This window comes from Pseudomonas sp. NY15463, from assembly GCF_048068415.1.
GTDB lineage: Bacteria > Pseudomonadota > Gammaproteobacteria > Pseudomonadales > Pseudomonadaceae > Aquipseudomonas > Aquipseudomonas mosselii_C.
The window spans coordinates 177,903-196,818 of sequence record NZ_JBLUQD010000008.1; the positions used below are offsets into that span (position 1 = coordinate 177,903).

The 18,916-nt window shown below is 60.3% G+C and carries 21 protein-coding genes, 1 tRNA gene and 3 pseudogenes; 13 read left to right on the forward strand and 12 right to left on the reverse strand.

The annotated features are described in order from the left end of the window. Positions 1 to 88: 88 nt before the first annotated feature. Together ACNFIC_RS20690 and ACNFIC_RS20695 are read left to right on the forward strand one after the other, a co-directional pair. Positions 89 to 1,054 (forward strand): annotated as a pseudogene (locus tag ACNFIC_RS20690) (HAMP domain-containing protein); the annotation flags it as partial. A 102-nt stretch (positions 1,055 to 1,156) separates the two neighbouring features. Then, positions 1,157 to 1,912 carry a methyl-accepting chemotaxis protein gene (locus ACNFIC_RS20695; protein ID WP_416781920.1) on the forward strand — a complete coding sequence of 252 codons (756 nt, stop codon included), beginning with the start codon at positions 1,157 to 1,159 and terminating at the stop codon, positions 1,910 to 1,912. A 63-nt stretch (positions 1,913 to 1,975) separates the two neighbouring features. Here the strand turns inward: ACNFIC_RS20695 and ACNFIC_RS20700 are convergent, their stop codons facing one another. Continuing rightward, entirely contained in the window at positions 1,976 to 3,895 is a 1,920-nt protein-coding gene (locus ACNFIC_RS20700) for a S8 family serine peptidase (RefSeq protein WP_416781798.1), read from the reverse strand. A 144-nt stretch (positions 3,896 to 4,039) separates the two neighbouring features. On the opposite strand from ACNFIC_RS20700, the gene ACNFIC_RS20705 reads away from it, so the two are divergent. Then, a complete protein-coding gene (locus tag ACNFIC_RS20705; RefSeq protein ID WP_138218137.1) occupies positions 4,040 to 4,903 on the forward strand; it encodes a LysR family transcriptional regulator in 864 nt (287 codons plus the stop codon). Between the two features lie 109 nt (positions 4,904 to 5,012). Here the strand turns inward: ACNFIC_RS20705 and ttdB are convergent, their stop codons facing one another. Genes ttdB through ACNFIC_RS20720 form a run of 3 tightly spaced genes read right to left on the reverse strand, consistent with a single transcriptional unit; the run spans position 5,013 to position 7,886 of the window. Further along, positions 5,013 to 5,621 carry a L(+)-tartrate dehydratase subunit beta gene (gene ttdB / locus ACNFIC_RS20710; protein ID WP_138218177.1) on the reverse strand — a complete coding sequence of 203 codons (609 nt, stop codon included), beginning with the start codon at positions 5,619 to 5,621 and terminating at the stop codon, positions 5,013 to 5,015. Between the two features lie 8 nt (positions 5,622 to 5,629). Beyond that, positions 5,630 to 6,529 (reverse strand): L(+)-tartrate dehydratase subunit alpha, encoded by a 900-nt coding sequence (ttdA, locus tag ACNFIC_RS20715; protein WP_416781921.1) that lies wholly within the window; start codon positions 6,527 to 6,529, stop codon positions 5,630 to 5,632. 46 nt (positions 6,530 to 6,575) lie between these two features. Beyond that, on the reverse strand, positions 6,576 to 7,886 hold the full coding sequence (locus ACNFIC_RS20720) for a dicarboxylate/amino acid:cation symporter (protein ID WP_416781801.1): 1,311 nt from the start codon (positions 7,884 to 7,886) through the stop codon (positions 6,576 to 6,578). A 171-nt stretch (positions 7,887 to 8,057) separates the two neighbouring features. Here ACNFIC_RS20720 and ACNFIC_RS20725 point away from each other — a divergent pair, with 171 nt between their 5' ends. Beyond that, positions 8,058 to 8,954, forward strand: coding sequence for a LysR family transcriptional regulator (locus tag ACNFIC_RS20725; protein ID WP_138218139.1), 897 nt, complete (start codon positions 8,058 to 8,060; stop codon positions 8,952 to 8,954). A 303-nt stretch (positions 8,955 to 9,257) separates the two neighbouring features. On the opposite strand, the gene ACNFIC_RS20730 is transcribed toward ACNFIC_RS20725, so the two are convergent. Both ACNFIC_RS20730 and ACNFIC_RS20735 read right to left on the reverse strand, forming a co-directional pair. After that, positions 9,258 to 9,527, reverse strand: a complete 270-nt coding sequence (locus ACNFIC_RS20730) for a hypothetical protein (RefSeq protein ID WP_416781802.1) — start codon at positions 9,525 to 9,527, stop codon at positions 9,258 to 9,260. Further along, a complete protein-coding gene (locus ACNFIC_RS20735) occupies positions 9,517 to 9,762 on the reverse strand; it encodes a hypothetical protein (RefSeq protein WP_416781803.1) in 246 nt (81 codons plus the stop codon). Before ACNFIC_RS20735 ends, ACNFIC_RS20730 begins: the two co-directional genes overlap by 11 nt. Positions 9,763 to 9,784: 22 nt before the next feature. Here ACNFIC_RS20735 and ACNFIC_RS20740 point away from each other — a divergent pair. The 3 genes and pseudogenes from ACNFIC_RS20740 to ACNFIC_RS20750 form a co-directional block, all read left to right on the forward strand. Continuing rightward, positions 9,785 to 10,032, forward strand: a pseudogene (locus ACNFIC_RS20740) (helix-turn-helix transcriptional regulator); the annotation flags it as partial. Between the two features lie 22 nt (positions 10,033 to 10,054). Next, the gene (locus ACNFIC_RS20745) at positions 10,055 to 10,324 is read left to right on the forward strand and encodes a hypothetical protein (RefSeq protein WP_416781804.1); all 270 of its coding nucleotides are present in this window, start codon (positions 10,055 to 10,057) and stop codon (positions 10,322 to 10,324) included. Then, positions 10,321 to 10,797 (forward strand): hypothetical protein, encoded by a 477-nt coding sequence (locus ACNFIC_RS20750; protein ID WP_416781806.1) that lies wholly within the window; start codon positions 10,321 to 10,323, stop codon positions 10,795 to 10,797. Before ACNFIC_RS20745 ends, ACNFIC_RS20750 begins: the two co-directional genes overlap by 4 nt. A 25-nt stretch (positions 10,798 to 10,822) precedes the next feature. On the opposite strand, the gene ACNFIC_RS20755 is transcribed toward ACNFIC_RS20750, so the two are convergent. The 3 genes and pseudogenes from ACNFIC_RS20755 to ACNFIC_RS20765 form a co-directional block, all read right to left on the reverse strand. Then, positions 10,823 to 10,981: a hypothetical protein gene (locus ACNFIC_RS20755; RefSeq protein ID WP_416781807.1), complete on the reverse strand. Its 159-nt coding sequence runs from the start codon at positions 10,979 to 10,981 to the stop codon at positions 10,823 to 10,825. A 110-nt stretch (positions 10,982 to 11,091) separates the two neighbouring features. Next, the gene (locus ACNFIC_RS20760) at positions 11,092 to 12,267 is read right to left on the reverse strand and encodes an MFS transporter (protein WP_416781809.1); all 1,176 of its coding nucleotides are present in this window, start codon (positions 12,265 to 12,267) and stop codon (positions 11,092 to 11,094) included. An 81-nt stretch (positions 12,268 to 12,348) separates the two neighbouring features. After that, a pseudogene (locus ACNFIC_RS20765) lies at positions 12,349 to 12,864 on the reverse strand (alpha/beta hydrolase); the annotation flags it as partial. Positions 12,865 to 13,102: 238 nt separating this feature from the next. On the opposite strand from ACNFIC_RS20765, the gene ACNFIC_RS20770 reads away from it, so the two are divergent. After that, positions 13,103 to 13,570 carry a hypothetical protein gene (locus tag ACNFIC_RS20770; protein ID WP_416781811.1) on the forward strand — a complete coding sequence of 156 codons (468 nt, stop codon included), beginning with the start codon at positions 13,103 to 13,105 and terminating at the stop codon, positions 13,568 to 13,570. A 145-nt stretch (positions 13,571 to 13,715) separates the two neighbouring features. On the opposite strand, the gene ACNFIC_RS20775 is transcribed toward ACNFIC_RS20770, so the two are convergent. Both ACNFIC_RS20775 and ACNFIC_RS20780 read right to left on the reverse strand, forming a co-directional pair. Further along, positions 13,716 to 14,051, reverse strand: a complete 336-nt coding sequence (locus ACNFIC_RS20775) for a hypothetical protein (protein WP_416781812.1) — start codon at positions 14,049 to 14,051, stop codon at positions 13,716 to 13,718. A 12-nt stretch (positions 14,052 to 14,063) separates the two neighbouring features. Beyond that, the gene (locus ACNFIC_RS20780; RefSeq protein WP_416781814.1) at positions 14,064 to 14,414 is read right to left on the reverse strand and encodes a DUF6864 domain-containing function; all 351 of its coding nucleotides are present in this window, start codon (positions 14,412 to 14,414) and stop codon (positions 14,064 to 14,066) included. Positions 14,415 to 14,529: 115 nt separating this feature from the next. Here ACNFIC_RS20780 and ACNFIC_RS20785 point away from each other — a divergent pair, with 115 nt between their 5' ends. Both ACNFIC_RS20785 and ACNFIC_RS20790 read left to right on the forward strand, forming a co-directional pair. Further along, a complete protein-coding gene (locus ACNFIC_RS20785) occupies positions 14,530 to 14,763 on the forward strand; it encodes a DUF4224 domain-containing protein (protein ID WP_416781815.1) in 234 nt (77 codons plus the stop codon). Between the two features lies 1 nt (position 14,764). Further along, on the forward strand, positions 14,765 to 15,826 hold the full coding sequence (locus tag ACNFIC_RS20790; RefSeq protein ID WP_416781816.1) for a tyrosine-type recombinase/integrase: 1,062 nt from the start codon (positions 14,765 to 14,767) through the stop codon (positions 15,824 to 15,826). A 111-nt stretch (positions 15,827 to 15,937) separates the two neighbouring features. On the opposite strand, the gene ACNFIC_RS20795 is transcribed toward ACNFIC_RS20790, so the two are convergent. Further along, positions 15,938 to 16,025: transfer RNA gene (locus tag ACNFIC_RS20795), tRNA-Ser, on the reverse strand. Between the two features lie 148 nt (positions 16,026 to 16,173). Here ACNFIC_RS20795 and ACNFIC_RS20800 point away from each other — a divergent pair. The 3 genes from ACNFIC_RS20800 (at position 16,174) to tusD (ending at position 18,916) form a co-directional block, all read left to right on the forward strand. Continuing rightward, positions 16,174 to 16,845, forward strand: a complete 672-nt coding sequence (locus ACNFIC_RS20800; RefSeq protein ID WP_416781817.1) for a Bax inhibitor-1/YccA family protein — start codon at positions 16,174 to 16,176, stop codon at positions 16,843 to 16,845. Positions 16,846 to 17,055: 210 nt separating this feature from the next. Next, entirely contained in the window at positions 17,056 to 18,435 is a 1,380-nt protein-coding gene (locus ACNFIC_RS20805; protein ID WP_416781819.1) for a nucleobase:cation symporter-2 family protein, read from the forward strand. Between the two features lie 88 nt (positions 18,436 to 18,523). After that, positions 18,524 to 18,916, forward strand: coding sequence for a sulfurtransferase complex subunit TusD (gene tusD / locus ACNFIC_RS20810; protein ID WP_138221074.1), 393 nt, complete (start codon positions 18,524 to 18,526; stop codon positions 18,914 to 18,916).

An 18,916-nucleotide genomic window follows, 5' to 3' on the forward strand; every position in this document is an offset into this window, starting at 1 on the left:
GTACGGCGCAGGCTTCGCGCGCCAGGTGCTGTTCCTGCGCGAGCAGGCCGAAAAGCGTTTTCTCGATGCCTATGACCTGCGCCAGGACATGACCGCGCAAGTGCGTGCCGCACTGCTGGCCAACCCCGAGCTGCTGGGCCTGTCACTGGTATTCGAGCCCGACGCGTTGGACGGCAAGGACAAGCTGTTCGCCGGACAAGCGGCGCTGGGCAGCAACGAAACCGGGCGTTTCGCCCTGTACTGGTCGCAACCGCGCGCCGGCCAGTTGACCGCAATGGCCCTACCTGAGCAGGACATGGCCAATACCGCTATCGGCCCCAGCGGCGAGCCCGCGAATACCTGGTGGGTGTGCCCGCGCAGCAGCGGCCAGGTATGTGTGGTCGAGCCGTACTTCTATGACATCGAAGGGCAACGGGTGCTGATGACCAGCATCGTGTTCCCGCTCAAGGCCAACGGCAAGGTGATCGCCACCTTGTCCATCGACATCAACCTCAACAGCTTGCAGGCCCTGAGCGAATCGGCCAGCCGCAGCCTGTACGAAGGCCGTACCACGGTCGCCATTCTCAGCCCGGTAGGCTTGCTCGCCGGCTACAGCGCCGATGCCAGCAAACTGGCGCAGCGTCTGGATCAGGTCGACACGGCACAGGGCGCAGCGCTGGTGCGCAAGCTGGCCGACGGCAAGCTACAGATCGTGCATGGCCAGCAGCGCCTGAAAGTGCTCGGGGCCTTCGAGCCAATCCCCGGCGGCAAGCCGTGGGGGGTGCTGCTGGATGTGCCGGAAAGCGTCCTCACCGGCCCTGCCGAAACGCTTAAGCAGGCGCTCGATGCCCTCAACACCAGCGGCACCCTACTGGAGTTGGGCCTGGGCCTGGCCGCCGCCATCGCCGGCCTGCTGCTGGTATGGCTAACAGCTCGCAGCGTGACCCGGCCAATTCTTGGCGTGGCCGCCATGCTCAAGGACATCGCCAGCGGTGAAGGCGACCTGACCCGCCGCTTGCAATACGAAAAACGCGATGAGCTGGGCGAGCTGGCCGGCTGGTTTAACCGCTTCCTCGACAAGTTGCAGCCGACCATCGCCGAGGTGAAACGCTCGGTGCAGGCCGCTCGCGGCACCGCCGACCAGTCTGCGGCGATCGCCGCCGAGACCAGCGCAGGCATGGAGCAGCAGTATCGCCAAGTCGATCAGGTGGCCACCGCCTCCCACGAAATGAGCGCCACCGCCCAGGACGTCGCCCGCAGCGCGGCCCAGGCGGCCCAGGCTGCGCGCGACGCCGACCAGGCCACCCGTGAAGGCCTGGCAGTGATCGACCGCACCACCAGCAGCATCGACACCCTGGCCGCCGACATGAACAGCGCCATGGCTCAGGTAGAAGGCCTGGCGCGTAACAGCGAGAAGATTGGTTCGGTACTGGAGGTGATTCGCTCGATCGCCGAGCAGACCAACCTGCTGGCCCTGAACGCGGCCATCGAAGCGGCCCGTGCCGGCGAAGCCGGGCGTGGCTTCGCCGTGGTCGCCGACGAGGTGCGTAACCTGGCGCGACGCACCCAGGAATCGGTGGAGGAAACACGCCAGGTGATCGAAGCCTTGCAGGCCGGCACCCAGGAAGTGGTCGGCGCCATGGACAGCAGCCACCGTCAGGCCCAGGGTGGTGTCGAGCAGGTCGGCCAGGCCGTCACCGCGCTGCAACGCATCGGCCAGGCCGTGACGGTGATCACCGACATGAACCTGCAGATCGCCAGCGCCGCCGAAGAGCAGAGCGCTGTGGCCGAGGAAATCAACCACAATGTCGCGACCATCCGCGACGTCACCGAATCGCTGTCAGGACAAGCCAACGAGTCGGCACGCGTAAGTCAGTCGCTGAACAACCTGGCCAACCAGCAACAAAGCTTGATGGACCAGTTCCGCGTCTGAGCCACCGGCCTGGATCCCAACGCCTTGTACCGTGCCGGCCACAAGGCGTGACTTGATGGCCCGTCAGCCCTGGTCGAAATCGCCCCCGCCCAACAGGCGGTCGAGCAAGGCCAGAGCCGCTGCTACATCCGGTCGCGCCCCCATGGGCAGGGTGTCGGTCAATGGCAGGGTGGCGTCCTTGTGACCCGACGCCGTGATCAGCAAATGCATCTGGTTGGCATCCAGGTATACGTGGTGCCGGGTCATGGCGTAGGACTGCACGAGACTCAACGCACCAGTGACCATCGGTGTGGCCGAAGACGTGCCGCTGTAGTTATCGGTGTAGTCCCGGTTTTCTCCCGGCTTGTCCTGAAGCACGCCGTAGGACAGCGTGGCGACACTGTCGCCCCAGGCGTTGAGCATGCGGTAGCGGTAATTGAAGTTGGAGTATTGGTGCGGTTTGCCATCCCAGGAATGGCAGGCGCCCACCAGTATGGCGTCGGCGTCTCCATGGTCGCTGAAGTACGACCAGGCGCCTAGGTCGACACCGTAGCTCTGCACCGTTCCCTTGTCCTCGAGGGTAGCGCCGCTGCCATTGGCCGCTGCCACGACCACGATAGCACCACGTTGGGTCAACTGGGCGATCACGTCCCACCATGACCGATCATGCACTGCGGGCAGGAAGGTGCTCAGCACCTGCAGGTTGGCGGTCTGCCGGTTGATGCCGACGATATCGCCCGGTACCACCATGCGCAGCAGGTCCTTGAGCACCTGCGACTCGTGCCGAGCGTTCCTGGCACGATTGTCGTAAAGGAACAGTTCGCTGCCATGGCTGATACCGGTCATGCCAAAGCCATTGTTCATCGCTAGCAGAACACCGGCCGAGGCGGTGCCGTGCTTCGGATCATCGTTGGGTGTGGAGTTGACCACCGTCAGCTTTGGATTACCTTGCAGGTCCTCATGCTCGGGGAACAGCCCCCCGTCGGAAAAATGAATCCGTCCACCCTCACCGGTCACTCCTTTCTCCCAGGCTGCACGGATGTTCAGGCCCTTCCACCGAGGCCCTGGAGCGTCCAGGTAGTGCTGCAGCACCTCGAAATCAGGTGTCGGCGCGGCGTTGCTGTTAGCCCGCTCGCCGGCCGCCCATGCTGCACCGGTCAACAGCGTGGCCAGCACCCCCGCCACCCCGAGCGCCACCAGATTGGGTGACTCAGGGGTACCTTGGAACTGCAGCGAAACCACATAATCCAAAGCCGCCAAGGTCTTGAGCAGCTCGACGTAGGTGTCGTTGCTCATGCTCGCAGGCTGCTCGAGGGTGCAGTAGTTCCTTAGCACATCCAACGCCGGATCGTCACGCTCATGCGCTTCAAGCAATGGGAGCGGCTGAATGACAGCCCCCAGCGACGGCCACAGGCGCACCAGCGAAGAGAGGCTGTCTGGCTCAAGGTCAGCGAGCAGTCGCTCATAGCCGCCCTCGCTGAAACCGATCGACAACAACGGAAAACGCTCACCGTCTTGCGGCTGAGGCAGCCCTGGCAGCGACTGGCCATAAGGATCGTGCGGGCCTCGCTCGGCATGCCGCCTGGTTCGGCCAGTGTGTGTGTCAGCGGCCAGGGGCACCTTGTCCAGCACGCTGCGGTCAAGATCACTCTCCTGCACCTGCAACAGCAGAGGCTCCAGCTCGAACACACCAGCAGCCCCGGTCGGCCGCCCCATCGCCGTCGCATGCTGGTCGAGCAGCACGACCGACGGGCGAATGGCGAAGCGCCCAGCGGTTTCACGGGTCACGAAAGTCATTGGGCAACCATGGTCGACAAGCTTGCCGCTAGCGGCATGGCCGTACACCGATTTGCCCTGCAACTTAACTGGGCCATCGGGACCAAGGCGCTCCAGCACGTACCGGATACGTGCCACCTTGCCAAGATCGGCACCGGTACACCGCACATGGAATTTGCCATCGAAACGAAAGTTGCAGTAGTAGATGAAGTTCAGGTCCAGGGACATCGCGTTCTCCTCGAAAGCGCAACGCGGTCATCGCGCGCCCTGAATTGTTCTCCGTAGGCCTGGATCGATTGCAGCCTGAACCCCTTCCCGAAGGATTAATGGCGTATGGTGTGGGCCTGTGCCGCCTGCCTTGGAGCCCTTCGCGTGTCACTCAAAGCCCTGCGCACCCTGGTGACCATAGCCCGCCATGGTACCTTCGCCCGCGCCGCCGACCTGCTCAGCCTGACGCCCTCGGCGGTGAGCCTGCACATCAAGACCCTCGAAGTGGAGTTGCAGGTGACGCTGTTCGACCGTAGCCGTCGCCAGGTCGTGCTGACTGAAGCCGGCCAGCTGGCAGTGGCTCGCGCCGAGACTATCCTGGCCGCATACGACGAGCTAGCCGACACCCTGGCCAGTGGTTCGAGCCTGCGCGGCCGACTGCGCATCGGAGCCATCCATACCGTACTGGCCCGGCGCCTGCCAAGAGCATTGGTGTGGATCAAGGCGCACCACCCGCAACTGCATGTGAGCGTGGTATCGGGCATGTCGGCAGAACTGGCACGACGCGTGGAAGACGGCGAACTCGATGCAGCAATCACCACCGAGCCGGTCAGCCCCTACCCGCAAAGCTTGCAATACACGCCCCTGTTCGAGGACCGCTTCTGGGCGATCTCCAGTCCCGAACTCATCGGGGTCAGCCTGCCGGAACTGCTAGCCAGCCAGCCGTTTCTGCGCTTTGACAAGCGCGCCTGGGCGGGACGTCAGATCGAGCAGGAGCTGCGCCGCCAGCGCCTGCAAGTCAGCGAGCAAATGGAGCTGGACAGCCAGGAGGCCCTGGCACGCATGGCGGCCATGGGGCTGGGGGTGGCGATCATACCGATAAGCGATGAAGACCTCGAACGGCTGCCGCCCGCCAGCGTACTGCCCTTTGGTGAGCCGCAACTGACCCGGCGCATGGTGCTACTGGAGCATGAAAAGAGCCAGCGCCGGCATTTGAGTGCGGTGTTGAGGATGGCACTGGAAGCCTGAGCCGGCCCTGCCGAACGCACGACTTACCCGCGCCCACCCGCAGCGGCTGCCGCCTTTGTGCGGCAGTCCACGGACGTGGACGCAGGCAAGCGCCAGGGGCGGCCCGTACCTACTTGATGAAACGAACCTGGCTGTTGATCTTCTCGATCACCGCGCCCTTGAGCGCGTTGAAGCGGGCCTTGTTCTGCTCGAACAGGTTATTGCCCTTGGTGTCGATGGAAATGATCAACGGCCCGAACTCGCGCACACGGTTCACCCACAGCGTCTCGGGCATGCCCAGGTCCTGCCATTCGGCACGCTCGATTTCTTCTACCTGGGTCGCCGCCAGAACCGCACAGCCTCCGGGAAATACCGCGTGCACGGCCTTGTTTTCCAGGCAGCCGGTGGTGGTCTCCGGGCCCATGCCGCCCTTGCCGACGATCAGCTTGACGCCGGTCTGCTCGATGAACTGCTTCTCGAATTTTTCCATGCGCATGCTGGTGGTCGGGCCGATGGACACCATCTCGAAGCTGCCGTCGTCCTTCTTCTTGACGATGGGGCCGGCGTGGAAGATCGCCCCGCCGCGCAGGTCCACCGGCAACTCGCGCCCCAGCTCGATGAGGCGGCGGTGGGCGACGTCACGGCAGGTCACCAGTTGCCCGGTGAGGTACACCACATCGCCCACGTTGAGGTCGGCCAGGTCTTGATCGCTGATAGGGGTGCTGAGGATCTTTTTCACAGGACTGTTCACAGAATCACGCCTTCATGGGAGAGGATGTCGTAGGAAAGGTCGGCGTTGATGCGGATCTTGCCGCGCCGATGCGCCCAGCAACCGGTAGAGACGGCCACGCCGATGGTCGAAGGGTGGCGCGCGGAGGACTCGATGTTCACCCCCATCACACTGCTGTTACCGGTCAGGCCTTGTGGGCCAATGCCGATTTCGTTGAGGCCGTCTTCGAGCAGCTTTTCCATCATCGCCGCGCTTTCGTTGGGGTGAGCGGAGTCCACCGGACGCAGGATGGCTTTCTTCGACAACCGAGCGGCGGTTTCCACCGAAGTGGACACCCCGACCCCGACCAGCAACGGTGGGCATGCGTTGACCCCGCGTGAGGTGATCACATCGAACACGAACTCGGTCACCCCTTCATAGCCTTGCCCCGGCATCAGGACCTTGGCCGAGCCCGGCAAGGTGCAACCGCCACCGGCCATATACACGTCAACGATGGCGTAGTCGGCATCTGGGATGATTTCCCAATCCAGCCACGGGATCTTCGAGCCGGTGTTAGTGCCGGTGTTCTTCTCGATGAAGGTTTCCACGGCGTTGTGGCGCAGCGGCCCGTGCACAGTGGCCTCCTTGGTGGCGTTCTCCAGGATGCCCTCCATCTCGCCCAGCAACGGGAAGCGCGCACCGGCAGAGATGAAGTACTGGATCACCCCGGTGTCCTGGCAACTGGGGCGATTGAGTTTGTCGGCGTAGGCCTGGTTGTCGGCCATCGAGTCGTACACGGCGATGGCCAGCGGGTTGGTTTCGGCGGCGCGTAGCTTGGCGGTCTTTTCTTTCACGTCCTTGGGCAGGCGCTTACCAATGTAGGCAGTGAATTTCGCCAACACGTCGGTGAGCGTTGCCACGGCGTTGTCTTTGTCGATTGTGGTGTCCACGGGGTTATCTCCTCTTTGCAGCACAAGGCGCTGTTCAGGCGTTTCGGGTAAGGATTGGGGTGACGGCCGGTTCCGGCTCAGGCGGTTGCTGGCCAGCCAGCACCTGCTCCAGGCGCTGCTGATCGAGGGCGCCGACCCAGCGGGCGATGGCCACGGTGCCGACCGCGTTGCCAATCGTGTTGGTGATGGCACGGGCTTCGGACATGAAGCGGTCTACCCCCAACAGCAGGACCATGCCGGCCACCGGGATGTTGTCCATGGTCGCCAGCGTTGCGGCCAGGGTGATGAAGCCCGAACCAGTCACCCCCGCCGAACCCTTGGAGGTCAGCAGCAGTACGCCGAGCACGATCAGTTGGTCCATCAATGTCAGCGGGGTGTTGGTGGCTTGGGCGATGAAGATCGCCGCCATCGTGTAGTAGATGCACTGGCCGTCGGGGTTGAAGGTCAGCCCCGAAGGGATCACCAGGCCAACCACCGGTTTGGACACACCGACGCGCTCAAGCTTGGTCATCAGTTGCGGCACCACCGACTCCGAGGAACTGGTGCCGAGCACGGTGAACAGCTCTTCCTTCAAGTATTTGAGCAGCTTCCACAGGCTGAAACCCGACAGCCGCGCGATGAAACCCAGCACCAGCACCACGAACATGAAGCAGGTGAGGTACATGGTCGCCATCAGCTTGCCCAGCGATACGATCGAGCCCAGCCCGTACTTGCCCACGGTAAATGCCATCGCCCCACAAGCTGCCAACGGCGCCAGACGCATGACCATGCCAACGATATGGAACATGCCGTGGGAAAACGCTTCGAGTACATCCACTGCCGGCTTGCCGCGTGGCCCCAAGTGCGCCAGGGCGATGCCGAACAGGCTGGAGAACAGCAGAATCTGCAAGATCTCGTTCTTGGCGAAAGCGTCGATAACGCTGGCGGGGATCAGGTTCAGCAGGAAGTCGCTCAAGCCCCCTGAGCCACTGCTGGCGGCCGCGGTGTAACTGGCGATGCTCTTGGCATCGAGGGTAGCCGGGTCGACGTTCATGCCCTGCCCTGGCTGAACGATGTTGACCACCACCAGCCCCAGCACCAGGGCGAATGTAGACAGCACTTCGAAGTAGATCAGCGCACGCATGCCTACGCGGCCCAGCTCCTTCATGTTCTCCATGCGTGCGATGCCCAGCACCACGGTGGCGAAGATCACCGGGGCGAAGACCATCTTGATGAGTTTGATGAAGGCGTCGCCCAAAGGCTTGAGATCGACGCCAACCTCGGGCCAGAAGACCCCGAGCAGAATGCCCAAGGTCACGCCAATCAGGACTTGCACGTACAGTTTTCCAAGGTATCGCTTGGCCATTGCCGTCTCCGAATTATTGTTGTGGGTCGGATTGAGTGGCGGTTGGGCTTGCCAGGCAGGCAGCTGAATAGCCCAGTTTTGTTGTGGTTAATCACGCCAGGCAACGTTAATGGTTTTTCAGAAATGCTGTAATACAATGAAATTCACATCATTATTTCCCTGGAGTTACCAATGAATGCGGTGTCGGAACTGGCTTTCTTCACCCAGTTGGTCCGGCTGGGCAGCCTGGCGGCGACCGCGCGCGAGCTGAACCTCACCCCGCCTGCGGTTTCCAAGCGCCTGGCCCAGCTGGAGCAGCGCCTGGGCGTGCGCCTGCTCAATCGCACCACGCGCAGCATCAGCCTGACGGCCGAAGGCGAGACCTATCTGGTCAACGCCCGGCGCATCCTCGAGGAGATCGAAGAGCTGGAGCGCCAAGTCTCCAGCAGCCGCGCCGAGCCCAAGGGCCTGCTACGGGTCAACGCCCCACTGGGCTTTGGCCGCACCCATGTAGCCCCAGCGATTTCATCGTTCGCCCAACGCCACCCTGAGGTGCAGGTGCAACTGCACCTGACCGACCGTCCGATCAACCTGCCCGACGACGCGATCGATGTGGCCATCCGTTTCGGCGACCTACCCGATTCGCGCCTGATCGCCCGGCGTATCGCCGCCAACCGCCGACGCCTGTGCGCCACCCCGGCCTACCTGGCCGCCTACGGCACGCCATTGGCGCCGAAGGACCTGGCGCAGCACGACTGCATCGTGCTGCGCCAGAACGATGCGGCATTCGGGCTGTGGCGCTTCAGCCGCGGCAAGCAGAGCGAAACGGTGAAGGTGGGTGGGCGCTTGAGCACCAACGATGGTGAAGTGGCATTGAACTGGGCACTGGACGGCCAGGGGATCTTGATGCGCGCCGAGTGGAACCTGACCGAGCATCTGCGCAGCGGGCGACTGGTAGAGGTGCTGGAAGATTGGGAGACGCCACCGGCGGATATTTATGCGGTGTATCTGGAGCGCTTGAATCTTTCAGCGAAGGTGGCGTTTTTTGTGGAGCATTTACGCGGATTCTTTGGGCGGGGGGTGAGCTAGCAGGTAGCCCAGGACAAGCATTTAAAATGACCAACGTTTTTGCACGGGATTTGTTTTTCAGGGGCGTACGCGTGTCAGGATGGGCAGGATCCATGCCCTGAAATGCTGCCCGGTGGTCGACGGATCAAGCGTCAAGGAAACTCAGATGTGCTTTGGCTGGCACACGGGGGCGATTAGCGACCTGCTTCCCGTTGACGTTGGTCTCGGTCTTCCACGAAGGCATGGTGAACACCTTGCCGCCGATGCCAGCCACAACCTCATCGGTGCGGCAGATAGAGGCGTTGGCTTCACCTACCTGGGCAGTCAGCGTCTCAGTGCTGGGCGCAAGCGCTGACGTTTCGGTTGTTCGAACAGTCGCTCATTAGCGATGGCGGCCTTCGACTCCCATGCCGCCAGCGCTTCAGCCAGCTCACCCTCGGTATCGTCGGGCCGCGACGACGCCCGAAGGGCCTGCAAGCTCTCGGCGGTCGAGGTAACCTTCCCGCCGACCTCTTCGATCTTGACGGTGTTTATCTCGACCTGCTGGGCCAGCCCGCTCGCCGCCTCGATACTTTGGCCGACATCAACCCACACTGTTTGGCGGCCCGTTGGGCCCGGACGGGTCGGTCGGAGCTGGCTCGGAGGCCTGGTAGATCCTGCCGTCGACCACCACCATCTGGCCTTTCTCGTAGGGCTGCTCAGGGTCGTACGCGCCCAGGGCGTCGAGCGCATCAATCTGATGCTTGCAGGCCATCAAACTGGTGGTCACCTTTTGATCGAACTGGTCTTTGCCGATCTGGCCTTTCAGGCCCTCCAGCATCTGGGTCACGTCTGTGGACGTCGGCGCGGGCAGCCCCGGCACCGTGACCAACCTTATCGAGAACGCCCTCTTCAAGCTTGAGGCTGGGCGGCGCATCGAGGCGGTAACCAAGGCCATGCAGCAACAGATCATCAGGCCGCTGTGCATCGCCCTCGCCGGCCTCATCGCCATGCACGCAGCCATCGACGACAGCGACCCTATGCGCCGCGAGCGCCCGAACGCCGTACCGCCCAAGTTCGAATCGTTCGCAAGGCCGAGGCCTTCGAGCATCACGCCTGATTCCCGACCAGAGGAACACACCATGCACCCACGCTTACAAGAAAGTGCGGCCTGCCTGGCCGACATGCGTGCTCGGTCCGGTATGGCAACTGCCGAGTTCTACGAGAAGATCGGGCGCCCAGCTCCGCTTCCTGAGCTGCGCTTCCAGCCAGTCGCGAAGGGCAAGGCGTGGCACATCATCGAGATTGCCACCGGCAAGACCAAGGGCTTCTGTTTCAGCCACCGGGCTGCGATGCGCTTCGTCGACGTGGTGGAGGCCGGGGCGGCAAGCAAAACGAGCACGCGGCAATGAGCAAGCGCAAGCAGCACAACATGCGGGCTCGCCTTGAGCGCACGTGTCCAGCGCTGGTCACGGCGGATCATGCAGCCGTGGTGAACATCGACCCTAGCGGCAGGCAGGTGCTGATCAACTGGAAGAACCTCAAGCAGATCCGCGTGCGCCAGGTCGTCGACGCCGTCTGCGACATCCCGCACCGCAGGACCATCTACCTCAGCGTGCTGTGCCGTACCGAACTGGGCGAGCGCTATCACAAGTCAGTCGAGGCCGCTCCCCAGGGTATCTACCGGGCAGAGCATCTGACCCATGTGATTGAGTCGATCTACGCCGATCTGCGCGCCAATGCCAACCCAAATCAGCTGGTCGCATCCGGCTGGATCGCCATTCCCGCAGACACGACGATCAACGAAGCGCATGCCGCCAAAGTCTTCTCTGTCTTTGGCGCTTGGAGTTCAGCGAGCAGCGAAGCAGGCGCGCGTCAGAGATAAAATACATCTTTGACATAGTGCCTGTTTATCTGTGGACTAGTGCCATTGACAAAAAGATGAGGCGCTCCAACTCCATACCCACGACCCCATCAACTTCGGCCTGATGATAGGCCTTCAGCGCTTCCATAGCCTCGGTGTACAGCGGATGGTCGGGCAAGAGTACCTTGCTCAGATCTCTTTTCACGATCTCTCCCTTTCGCCATGGCTAGCCCACTCGCTGTCATGCCAGCATGGCGCAAAGCAAGCAACGTGAGCCAAGGAAGGATAGCTGCCCCACAATTGCGGTGCCGTATTTCACCTGCGATTTGTGATAACACTCAGCGTGGTTGCGATGAACAAGAACGCGCTACTGGCAATGAAGGTAGCCTGATAACCCATCCCGTCGTACAGCACCCCGCCTGCAGTTGCACCAGCAGTGATCGCCAACTGAATAACCGCGACCATCAAGCCACCACCGGCTTCTGCATTGTGCGGCAGCGCTTTGGCCAACCAAGTGAACCACCCAACAGGCGCACAGGTCGCAACCAGCCCCCACAACCCCAACAATGCGGCGACCGGAACCACCCAGCTACCAACCGCGATCACGGCAAATGCGGTGGCAGTCATGATCAAGGGTATGCCTATCAAAATCCTATTCAGGTTTCGGCTAACGGAGGAGCCGACAAACGTGGTGCCCACCAATCCTGCCACACCGATGATCAGGAGCAGGAGCGAGAGGGTGGGCACATCGACATGCGTGACCGTTTCCAGGAAGGGTCGCAGATATGTGAATAGTGTGAACTGACCCATGAAGAGAAACGCTACTGCAGCCATGCCGAGAGCGACTTTGCTGTCTCCCAGCAAACGCAAGGAGCCGGTGGCCGATACTTGAGTCCGCTCACTCGGCATGGCCGGGAGTGTGAATGCTTGCCAGATCAACGCCAATGCGGCCAATGGCACGACGCAAAAAAATGCCCCTCTCCAGCCAATCATGCCGCCTAGGTAGCTTCCAACTGGCGCTGCGATTGCCGTGGCCAACGCTGTACCGCCCGGCATAACGGCAATGGCCTTCGGAACGAGCGCTTCAGGTGCGATGCGCATCATTACTGCAGTGGACATCGACCAATAACCACCAATGGCAATCCCAAGCACGGCGCGCCCTACCATCAAGGTGAGATAGTTCGGAGCAAAGGCCACCATCCCACCCGAAACCAGCATGAGCACCGTTGTGGCAAGCAGGACAGCCTTGCGGTCGATCCCCTGGGTTAAGCTGGAGAGCAACAAGCTTGTGATGACAGCAAGGAAGCCGGAGATGGAAATAGCCTGGCCGGCCTGCCCCTCAGTCAATGACAAATCGGATGCAATCGGCGTGAGCAGGCTCACCGGCAAGAATTCAGATGCCACCAATGCGAAGGCACAGAGTGACATCGCCAGGACAGCGCTCCAGACCTGACGACTTGAGTGTTGAAGGGAGATTGCTGGGCTGCTCATGGCGGTTCTCGTTGTAGCGATTTCAAAAGACACATGCGCCCAGGCCCAGCTTTCAGGAGCTGGGTCTGGGAATAGCAGTAGTTACTTGAGGTTTTCGCGCAAGAAGGTGGTCAGCTTGCTGAAGGGGATCAGCTCGACGCGGTCATAGAGATCGACATGGCCTGCGCCTGGCACGATTACCAACTCCTTGGGTTCGCCGGCAAGGCGATACGCCTCCTCGCTGAACTCACGGGAATGAGCTTCCTCTCCTGTGATGAACAACATTGGACGAGGCGAGATCGTCTCGATGTCATTGAACGGATAGAAGTTCATGAACCTGACGTTACTGGTCAGCGTCGGATGGGTCGTCAGAAGCGGCGACAGCCCTTTGGGGGTGAACTCACCACGAGGTGTGCGGTAAAAGTCGTAAAACTCCCGCTCAATGGCATTAGAGCTCTCTGTTAGCTGATCCACTGTACCACTGGTGTACTTGGTTTCGCCTCCGGCAAACTCGACATCACGCTGGGCTACTGCTTCGGCGATAGCCTTTTTGCGCTGTTCGACCGAGACGCCATGCTTGTTCCTCGCGTGAACCAGCACGTCAGTAGAGCAAACCGTTAGTTTTCTTGCCCAATTGTCCAGACGTGACTGACTGGGCATGGACACTGAAAGCGACGCGCGAGTAGTGTTTTCGCTACACGCTGATCGGAACGCTCACCATGCCCGCAACCGCACTGCTGCCTTCACGCACAAACCCAATGGCCACACTGTGCAGGGTCATCGGTGCCCACACGCCCACCGCTGGAGATTTCGTGACGAGCATTGCAGGCCTAGAGTCATCGAACGGGAGCTGTATGTGGGTGTGAATCCGGCGCCCCAGATCGCGATGTATGCCTATGAGGCGCTACTGACCAAGCTGACGATTGCCAGGCGTGAGTACGTATCTCAGGTACGATCGGGAAAGCAGCACAGCGACTACTCGCCAGAGACCGCTGGAGACCATTTTGCACTGGCCTGGGTCTCGGCTGTGCACGACAATATCCACCAACTGGTGCCATGCGGCGAAGAAGATCCAGCTATCGGCCATCAAACTACTGGCCGCGATCTCATAGCAGTGAAAGCGCAGGACAACGCCCTAATCGAGCAGTTCTTAGCTGGCCGCGAAATTGAAAAGGCTCGAAAGACGAGACAAGTAGAGCTCGACCTTAATGCCCAGATCGCCGGCCTGCTCGCCGGCCAGTGCGTGGAGTTGAACCCAGGACTTGCTCCAGGCCAAGAGAATCAACTTCAGCTTGCAAGCGCTAAAGGCTTCCCATGTCCATAGAAAATCGATCAGGCGAGGCCGCACCCGACCTGGGAGAAATTCACCCCAACCTCAAACCATTGCGCCTGGCTGACGATTGAATCACTCAACCATCCAGACGAATAGGCTGGCAGTATTGCTCTAGTACAATCTAGGCATTAGATTATTAGTTCGACTCATCTTTCGCTGCGCGCTCGCGCTTCCCAAAAAGATAGCCCATCGCTAACGTAATGATTGGTGCAAATGTCCCCCAGCACTGCTTCATTAAATCCAAACAATTAACACCTTTGTTGTAGTATATATCAACACCAAATAGCACCAATGTAAAAATTGCCGACCATCGAACCATACGGGTAATAAGGTACCAGACGACAGAATCCTTCGCTTGATCACCTTTCCCTATAAGATTGGAGAATGGCTGAGCATTGAACCACCCTCGCAAACGAGAGGGCTGTTCTGATTTATCAGACAAGTCAGGAGCATTGACATGATTACCACTCAATTTCACACCCCATCAAAGCGAAGAATTAAGATAAACAAAGGTATATTCAAGCACCCTGCTTTTATTGTCGTTCGTATAGCACATAAACGCCATACCAACAGGCCGCCCCTTAATTACACCTATATCAGCAAAAGTTCTTGTGACCCCCTGCCCGGCGCGATTGTCATAATTAAAAAGCCGAAACCTTAACTCATTACCAACAATCTCAGTATCAATTGAATCCTTTTTGTCGGAATTGCTAATAAACTCAAAGCAAAAAACTAGATCATCTAGTGAAATAGAGAAAACTGACTCGTTGGCCGGCAAAATAACCAACCCCGAATCTAATACCTCTTTATCACCTATTAGTAGTTTCTTTTTCATAATCATCCACCCACAAACCTAAACTCAATAGCAAGCATCCCCTATAGTAACTAATTTATTGGAGCGCCGCCATGATCAGTCACATGCCCTGTCAAAAACACATGGAGGACAAGCCGTGAAAACTGAAATTCTTTCAGACGAAGAGCTTACGGGCTATAGGGCTCGAAGCTACCAACGTCGCTGGCTCGAGCAGCGCAACTGGGTGTTCGTAGAAACCCGCAGCGGGCGCCCATTGGTTGGCCGCCATTACGTTCGCATGAAGCTGGGCATGAGCCTTGGAGTAATGCCAACGGCGTCACCACCACCTGTAGTCCCTGCGTGGACACCTGACATTTCGAAGGTGAGGTGAAATGCGTCCTAGGAAGACCGAAAACAGGGACTTGCCTCCGGGTGTGTACCGACGAAAGCGGACCAGTAAGAGCAAGAAAAATCCCGACAAGGGATGGGTTAGCTACTACTACCGGGACAAGTCGGGTAAAGAGATAACGTTGGGCACCGACCTGAGCCTGGCTCGACTGAAGTGGGCAGAGCTAGAGGCGAAGGAGAAACCCAAAGACCTGGTCACCATGGCCGCCATCTTCGACCGCTACGAGCGTGACATCATCCCGAAGAAGGCGCCACGCACACAGAAGGATAATCTGGCCGAGATACGCCAGTTGCGAAACTACTTCGACAAGGCCCCAATCGACGGCATCACCCCTGCACATGTGGCGAAGTATCGCGATGCCAGGACCGCCCCAGTCAGGGCGAATCGCGAGATCGCCACCCTATCGCACATCTTCAACATAGCCCGGGAATGGGGGCTCACTACCAACGAGAATCCGTGCCAGGGAGTGCGCAAGAACAAGGAGGTGCCGAGAGACTTCTACGCCAACGACGCGATCTGGAACGCGGTTTACGCGAAAGCGGTGGGCGAACTGAAGGATGCCATGGACTTGGCGTATTTGACGGGCCAGCGTCCGGCGGACGTGCTGGTGATGAGGAGGGACGACATCGAGGACAAAGCCCTCGGCGTAAAGCAGAAGAAGACCCAGAAGAAGCTGCGGATCATGCTTGAGGTGGACGGAGTAGAGAGCAGCTTAGGCGCGCTGATTAGAAAGATCCTGGAGCGCAACGCACCGCACGGCTCGCCATACCTACTGCTGACTGATAACGGGAAACGCGTCACAGCGCCGATGCTTCGCCACCGATGGGACGATGCCCGGGAGGAAGCCGTGAGGGAAGCGGTTGCCGCTGGTGACCAGATGCTGGCCGGCCGTATCAGCCAATTCCAGTTCCGTGACATTCGCCCGAAAGCAGCCTCGGAAATCACCGATGTTGACCACGCTAGTCTGCTGCTCGGCCATACCAAGGGCGACATCACAGAGCGGGTATATCGCCGAGTTGGAGCCCTGGCGAAACCCACCAAATAGGGAAAGTTTCGGAAGCGCTTCCACAACAAACCATTCCCAAGAGTATTCCCATGGGTGGTTTTACTATGCCCCAAAAACGCAAAAAGCCCTGAAAAATCAGGGCTTTGAATATGGCGGAAGCGTAGAGATTCGAACTCTAGGATAGTTGCCCATCGACGGTTTTCAAGACCGTTGCCTTAAACCACTCGGCCACGCTTCCAGCGCGTTTGCGGCGGCAATAATACCGTAATGAAACAAGCTGTCAAACTCTCTGTGTCGCGGGTTGCGACAGCTCTGGTATGCTCTGCTCACTTACGTTTCAATACCCAGGGTCCGAGACCCCGGTCCACCGCCTAAGGAGTGTCGCCATGCGCGAACAGGATTACGCCGTACACCACGGCCAACAGGTCGAGCAGCAGGAAGTCAGCAAGGTCCTGCGCAACACGTACAGCCTGCTGGCACTCACCCTCGCCTTCAGTGGCATCATGGCCTTCGTTTCCCAGCAGATGGGCGTACGCTACCCGAACGTTTTCGTCGTGCTGATCGGTTTCTACGGGCTGTTCTTCCTGACCGCCAAGCTGCGTGACTCGGTCTGGGGCCTGGTGTCTACCTTCGCCCTCACCGGCTTCATGGGCTTCATCCTCGGGCCGATCCTCAACCGCTATCTGGGCATGAGCGGGGGCGCCGAAGTGGTCAGCTCCGCCTTCGCCATGACCGCTCTGGTGTTTGGTGGCCTGTCCGCCTACGTGCTCATCACCCGCAAGGACATGAGCTTCCTCAGCGGCTTCATCACCGCCGGCTTCTTCGTTCTGCTGGGCGCCGTGGTTGCGAGCTTCTTCTTCCAGATCAGCGGCCTGCAACTAGCGATCAGCGCCGGCTTCGTGCTGTTCTCGTCGGTGTGCATCCTGTTCCAGACCAGCGCCATCATCCACGGCGGCGAGCGCAACTACATCATGGCGACCATCAGCTTGTATGTATCGATCTACAACCTGTTCGTCAGCCTGCTGCAACTGTTCGGCATCATGGGCCGCGACGACTGATTCAGGTCGCCAGCCAATGAAAGAAAAAGCCCGCTTCTGCGGGCTTTTTCATGCCTGTGAACAAGCAGGTATGTCGCGATACATGCTGACCAAGAAGTCAGCTTCCTGAGTAATCCATCGCAGGCCGTAGCGCCATCCTGCGAGCCCCTACCCCATTCGGTTTTCAGCCCGTAGAATGCGCTCCTTTTTTCTGCCGGGGCAGCACTTTCCATGAGTTCACACGAACACCAACCAAGCGCGGCGGCGCCTGTCAATGAACTGGTGCTTGGCCTGGAAGACAAACCGCGCCTGCTGATCGGCCTGCTGGCCGCCCTACAGCATCTGTTGGCGATCATCGTGCCGATCGTGACCCCCGGACTGCTGATCTGCCAGGCGTTGGGCGTCTCGGCGCGCGACACCAACCTGATCGTCTCGATGTCGCTGGTGATCTCGGGCATCGCCACCTTCGTTCAGTGCAAGCGCTTTGGGCCTTTTGGCGCTGGACTGCTGATCGTTCAGGGCACCAGCTTCAACTTCGTGGGCCCGCTGATTGCGGGTGGAGCGTTGATGGTCCAGCAAGGCACGCCGGTCGAGGCGGTAATGGCAGCAATCTTCGGTGTGGTGATCGCCGGGTCCTTCGTGGAGATGGGCGTCTCGCGCATCCTGCCGTTCGTCAAGCGCCTGATCACTCCGCTGGTGACCGGTATCGTTGTGCTGATGATCGGCCTGACCCTGATCAAGGTTGGCCTGATCAGCATGGGCGGTGGCTTTGGTGCAATGCACAACGGCACCTTCGCCAACGGCGAGAACCTGCTGATGTCGGGGGTGGTGCTGGCGATCATCGTTATTCTCAACCGAATCCCAGTGGCCTGGATGCGCAGTTGCGCTATCGTCATCGCCCTGGCCGTGGGCTATGCCCTGGCCGGCTACCTTGGCCGCCTGGACTTCACCGGCATGCACCAGGCCGCGCTGTTCCAGGTGCCGACGCCTCTGCACTTTGGCCTGGGCTTCTCGTGGGCGCTGTTCATCCCGATGCTGGTGATCTACCTGGTGACCTCGCTCGAAGCCATCGGTGACGTCACCGCCACCAGCAAGGTCTCGCACCAGCCGGTAGAAGGCCCCGTATGGATGCAGCGCATCAAGGGCGGCGTACTGGTCAACGGTGCCAACTCGCTGCTGGCCGGACTGTTCAACACTTTCCCCAGCTCGATCTTCGCGCAGAACAACGGTGTGATTCAGCTTACCGGCATCGCCAGCCGCCACATCGGCATCTGGATCGCCGCCATGCTGGTGCTGCTGGGCCTGTTCCCAAGTGTGGCTGGAGTGATCCAGGCCGTGCCGGAGCCGGTCCTCGGGGGCGCGGCCATGGTGATGTTCGGGGCAGTGGCGGCCTCTGGCATCAATATTCTTGCCAGCACCCGCCTGGACCGTCGCGCGCTGCTGATCATTGCCGTGTCTCTGGCGTTGGGCCTAGGCGTCGCGCAGGTGCCGGAGTTCCTCGCACACATGCCAGCGGCCATTCGCAACGTGCTGGAGTCGGGAGTAGCCACGGGCGGTCTGTGCGCACTGGTGCTCAACTGGTTCCTGCCTGAGAGCAAAGAGCCGGCCTGAAACCGTCACGGCCAGCCGCCCAGAGCCCGCGCCTGATTGCGCGGGCTTTTTGCTTTATCATGGCGACATTCCTTTGCACGGGTTTTCCATGAAATTCGCCATCGCGGTCTTTTCCCCGGCCCATGCGCCCTCCTCGCGGCGCGCACTGCGCTTTGCCGAGGCAGTGCTGGCCGGCGGGCATGACATTGCCCGGTTGTTCTTCTATCAGGACGGGGTGCACAGCGCCTCAGCCAATATCGTTGCGCCCCAGGACGAACAAGATATCGCCGCGCAGTGGCGTGCGTTCGTCAGCGCCCATCGCCTGGACGCGGTGGTGTGCATCGCCGCCGCCCTACGCCGCGGGGTGCTCGATGACACCGAAGCCAATCGCTACCAGCGCCCGGCGGTGAACCTGCCTGAGCCATGGGAGTTGTCAGGTCTCGGCCAACTGCACGAGGCGGCGCAGCTGGCCGATCGCCTGGTCTGCTTCGGAGGCGACTGA